Here is a 3,587-nt window from a genome sequence, read left to right as displayed (position 1 = left end):
AGCGCGGCGGACAGCCCGCGCAGCGACACCACAGCCTCGTCCTCGCCGTCCACCGCCATGCGCAGTTGCTCGCCGTTGCGCAGTTCGGCCAACAGCGCCTGGGCCTCGGCGCCCTCGGCGGTAAGAAGCAGCTCATCGTCGTCCTGCGTGAGCTGCAGGGCATCAGCGACGGCCGATAGCGGCTCGCCGTCGAGCAGCAGCGGGAAATACTCGGTCTGCCCGGCATAGCGCAGGCTCAACTGCAACGGCGCCTGCGCTCCGGCCGCGCGGCGCAGCTCGAGCCGCAGCGGGGTGTGGCCGTAATCCTCGGTGGCACTCAGCGCCTGGCAACCACGAAGGTTGTCGCAGGCCACCACCCAATCCTTGATTTCCCGGTATAGCGGCACCTGCTCGGGCGCCGCCTCGGCCAGCCCGCAAACCAGCAACAGCGCCGCGATCGGCTTGCAACGCGACATGGGCAACTCCTTTTGACGATTGCGCAGAACCGCCATGTTCTGCCGCCGGCTTTCGCCAGGCAAGCCTCTCAGAGCCCGAGCGCCTCGCGCAGCTGCCGCGCCGTCGGCATGCGCGCCGAGACGCCGCTGTTGAAATCGAAGGATTTGGCGCTGGAAAGCGGCCCGACTATCACCGGGTCGAAGCCGGCGTCGCTCACCAGACGCGCCGCCACCTGCAGGGCGGCCTGGTCGTCCGCGGCCAGCGGGATGGCCAGCTTCTCGCCCTGGCGATGGGCCTGGCTGCGCAGGTTGTGCGCGGAGATCGCATTGAACGCGCGCACCAGGCGTACGCCTGGCAGGAACTGCTGCGAGGCCAGCCCGGCGCCCAGTTCGACGGCCTCCTCGGCCATCGGCCCGTCGCGCTCCGGCCTGGGGTTACCGGCATCGAGCAGCACCTTGCCGGCCAGTTCGGCGGCATAGTCGCGGCCGACCTGCGGGGTGGCGGCATAGGGCACCGCCAGCAGGATCACCTCGCCAAAGGCGGCGGCCTCACGCGGCGTGCCGACGCGCGCACGCTCCCCAAGCTCGTCGGCCAACGCCTGCAAACGTTCGGGGTGGCGGGAAGAGATCATCACTTCATGCCCGGCTTCTACCCAAAGCCGGGCCAGTGCGCTACCGATGTTGCCGGTGCCGATGATGCCGATACGCAGGCTTTCCTGCTGCGCCGAGGCCAGGCCGCCCCCCAGCAGCATGAGCAAGGCCAGCGCGGCGCCGGCGAGACGATGAAAAAGGCGGGACATGACGGCCTCCTTGAGCAGCGTGAAAAGGGCAAGCATAGAAAAGCCTGCCGCCACGCCTGCGGCCGATTCGCTACTGCATGTTACCCGTCGCGTTTCCCGCCCGATTCATGGCCAGCAGCTATGCTCAGATGGCAATGCAAGATGACAGCGGGCTCCGGGAGCCGAGGAGGTGAAAGTGCCGAGAACTCTTTTCCCCAATCGATGATGCCTTTACCGGAGATACCGCCATGAGCAAGAGTCTGGATTCGCACAAGGAACACAAGAAAAAGCCGCTGAAGACCGCCCAGGAGAAACGCCTGGCCAAGCGCACCCGAAAGCACGGGCAAACCCTGCTCGGCAGCCACTCACCCGACCTCTGAACCACCCCGCCGGCGCGCCCCTCTGCGCCGGCGCCTTCCCAGCGATCATGCCGGGCGGAAATTGCACGTGCCGCCGGCGCCGCAACGCACTAGAATCCGCAGCCTAACCGATCGTCCGGCCGCCGTTCGCGCGCCGCGACGCCGTCTCACCTATCGGCCAGGAGACCCCAGATGGGCGCCCAGTGGAAAGCCAAACCCAAAGAAGCCGCCGCCAATGCCCGAGGCAAGATCTTCGGCAAGCTGGTGAAGGAAATCATGATCGCCGCGCGCAACGGCGCCGACCCGGACATGAACCCCAAGCTGCGCCTGGCCGTGCACCAGGCCAAGAAGGCTTCGATGCCCAAGGACACCCTGGAGCGCGCCATCAAGAAAGGCGCCGGCCTGTCCGGTGAGGTGATCAACTACGAGCGCACTCTCTACGAAGGCTTCGCCCCGCATCAGGTGCCGCTGATCGTCGAGTGCCTGACCGACAACGTCAACCGCACCGTGGCCGAGATCCGCGTGCTGTTCCGCAAGGGCCAGCTCGGTGCGTCCGGCTCGGTCAGCTGGGACTTCGACCACGTTGGCCTGATCGAAGCCACCACCGAGGATGGCGCCGATCCGGAACTGGCCGCCATCGAGGCCGGCGCACAGGACTTCGTCCCCGATGACGAGGGTGCGACCCTGTTCATCACCGATCCGACCGACCTCGACGCCGTGTGCAAGGCACTGCCGGAGCAGGGCTTCACCGTCAACTCGGCCAAGCTCGGCTACCGCCCGAAGAACCCGGTGACCAGCCTGACCCCGGAGCAGATGGAAGAAGTCGAGGCCTTCCTCGAAGCCATCGACGGTCACGACGACGTGCAGAACGTCTACGTCGGCCTGGCCGGCTGACGCCTGGCGGGCGCCCCGAACGGGGCGCCCGCTGCTCATCCCATGAACACCACCCTGCATATCGCCGCCGCCTGCCTGTTCGACGAACGAGGCCGTCTGCTGCTGGTGCGCAAACGCGATACCCGCTTCTTCATGCTGCCCGGCGGCAAACGCGAGCCAGGGGAAGACGCCCTGTCGGCACTGGAACGCGAACTGCTCGAGGAGCTCAACCTGCAGCTGGACGCCGGCGCGCTGCGACCGCTCGGCCAGTTCCAGGCGCCCGCCGCCAACGAGGCCGACACCTGGGTACAGGCCGACATCTATCGCGCCGCCCTGCCCCACGCCGTGCAGCCAGCCGCCGAGCTGGAGGAACTGCGCTGGCTCGACACCACCCTGCCCCTGCCCGATGACCTGGCACCGCTGCTGCGTGATCAGGTGTTACCCGCTCTGTAGTCGCTTCAGGGTGGCCCGCCTGACGGCCACCTCAAGTAGCGGCAAGAACCGCTCCCGGCGGTTTCTTGATCCACGGCAAGGCCGCAACGCCCCCTTTGACGTTAGGCTGCGCCGATAACCAGAACCCTTCGTTTTGCGTGCAAACCCCACAGGAACCCGAGGTTTGCCATGAGTATCAGCTCCGCCCAGATCTGCCAGGCCGCCGACCAGCTGCAGGGCTTCGTCGGCTTCAACGCCAAGACCGGCCAGCACCTGCTGCGTTTTTCCGAAGACAGCTTCGGCCTCGACGTACCGGCCGAAACCATCACGCCTACCTGCGAATACGTCTGGGCAGTCGACGACGGCGCGCTGATGCGCCTGGATCGCCAGCGCCTGGCCTGGCTGCAGGAACAGCGCATCGACGATCGGGTCAACCTCAGCGAACCGTTGCGCGTCTACCTGCGCCGCAGCGATTTGCCGGAGATCCGCGCCGAGCGCAGGCGTCTGACACCGGCTTGAGAGGTGGCGTGGCTCGGGGCATTCGGTGCGCACAGCGCACCCTACGGCAGAGTCGCGTCGAACGGCGACCACCCGTAGGGTGCGCCATGCGCACCAACCCGCGCGTACACCTCACCCCAACAAGCGCATCGCGACGGCGCCAAGCCCCACGCCGATCAGCAGCAATACGACGCCGCCCAGCCACAGCTTGC

Annotated in this window: 6 protein-coding genes; 4 read left to right on the top strand and 2 right to left on the bottom strand. The window is 67.2% G+C overall.

Features of this window, described 5'->3' with window-relative positions; all coding sequences use genetic code 11:
• Together N7333_RS24195 and N7333_RS24190 are read right to left on the bottom strand one after the other, a co-directional pair.
• Nucleotides 1–455, bottom strand: a 455-nt coding sequence (locus tag N7333_RS24195) for a DUF1176 domain-containing protein (protein ID WP_279859499.1), incomplete at its 3' end; no start/stop codon positions are given.
• A 68-nt stretch (nucleotides 456–523) separates the two neighbouring features.
• Nucleotides 524–1,234: an NADPH-dependent F420 reductase gene (locus N7333_RS24190; RefSeq protein ID WP_129481600.1), complete on the bottom strand. Its 711-nt coding sequence runs from the start codon at nucleotides 1,232–1,234 to the stop codon at nucleotides 524–526.
• Nucleotides 1,235–1,461: 227 nt separating this feature from the next.
• Between N7333_RS24190 and N7333_RS24185 the strand changes: the two genes are divergently transcribed.
• The 4 genes from N7333_RS24185 (at nucleotide 1,462) to N7333_RS24170 (ending at nucleotide 3,396) form a co-directional block, all read left to right on the top strand.
• The gene (locus N7333_RS24185) at nucleotides 1,462–1,593 is read left to right on the top strand and encodes a hypothetical protein (RefSeq protein ID WP_003245775.1); all 132 of its coding nucleotides are present in this window, start codon (nucleotides 1,462–1,464) and stop codon (nucleotides 1,591–1,593) included.
• 171 nt (nucleotides 1,594–1,764) lie between these two features.
• A complete protein-coding gene (locus N7333_RS24180; protein ID WP_012019290.1) occupies nucleotides 1,765–2,466 on the top strand; it encodes a YebC/PmpR family DNA-binding transcriptional regulator in 702 nt (233 codons plus the stop codon).
• Between the two features lie 42 nt (nucleotides 2,467–2,508).
• Entirely contained in the window at nucleotides 2,509–2,898 is a 390-nt protein-coding gene (locus N7333_RS24175; RefSeq protein WP_129481601.1) for an NUDIX domain-containing protein, read from the top strand.
• 168 nt (nucleotides 2,899–3,066) lie between these two features.
• On the top strand, nucleotides 3,067–3,396 hold the full coding sequence (locus N7333_RS24170) for a DUF2025 family protein (protein WP_003245780.1): 330 nt from the start codon (nucleotides 3,067–3,069) through the stop codon (nucleotides 3,394–3,396).
• The last annotated feature ends 191 nt before the right edge of the window (nucleotides 3,397–3,587 follow it).

Origin of the sequence: Pseudomonas sp. GD04158 (genome assembly GCF_029834875.1) — a bacterium.
GTDB lineage: Bacteria > Pseudomonadota > Gammaproteobacteria > Pseudomonadales > Pseudomonadaceae > Aquipseudomonas > Aquipseudomonas hydrolytica.
The sequence above is the reverse complement of the archived record's forward strand: the minus strand, read 5'-3'. Positions and strand labels throughout refer to the sequence as shown.

What these genes read in the sequence shown, in the direction of transcription:
- N7333_RS24190 (WP_129481600.1), bottom strand. Translation starts at nt 1,234, where the DNA reads ATGTCCCGCCTTTTTCATCGTCTCGCCGGCGCCGCGCTGGCCTTGCTC.
- N7333_RS24185 (WP_003245775.1), top strand. Translation starts at nt 1,462, where the DNA reads ATGAGCAAGAGTCTGGATTCGCACAAGGAACACAAGAAAAAGCCGCTG.
- N7333_RS24180 (WP_012019290.1), top strand. Translation starts at nt 1,765, where the DNA reads ATGGGCGCCCAGTGGAAAGCCAAACCCAAAGAAGCCGCCGCCAATGCC.
- N7333_RS24175 (WP_129481601.1), top strand. Translation starts at nt 2,509, where the DNA reads ATGAACACCACCCTGCATATCGCCGCCGCCTGCCTGTTCGACGAACGA.
- N7333_RS24170 (WP_003245780.1), top strand. Translation starts at nt 3,067, where the DNA reads ATGAGTATCAGCTCCGCCCAGATCTGCCAGGCCGCCGACCAGCTGCAG.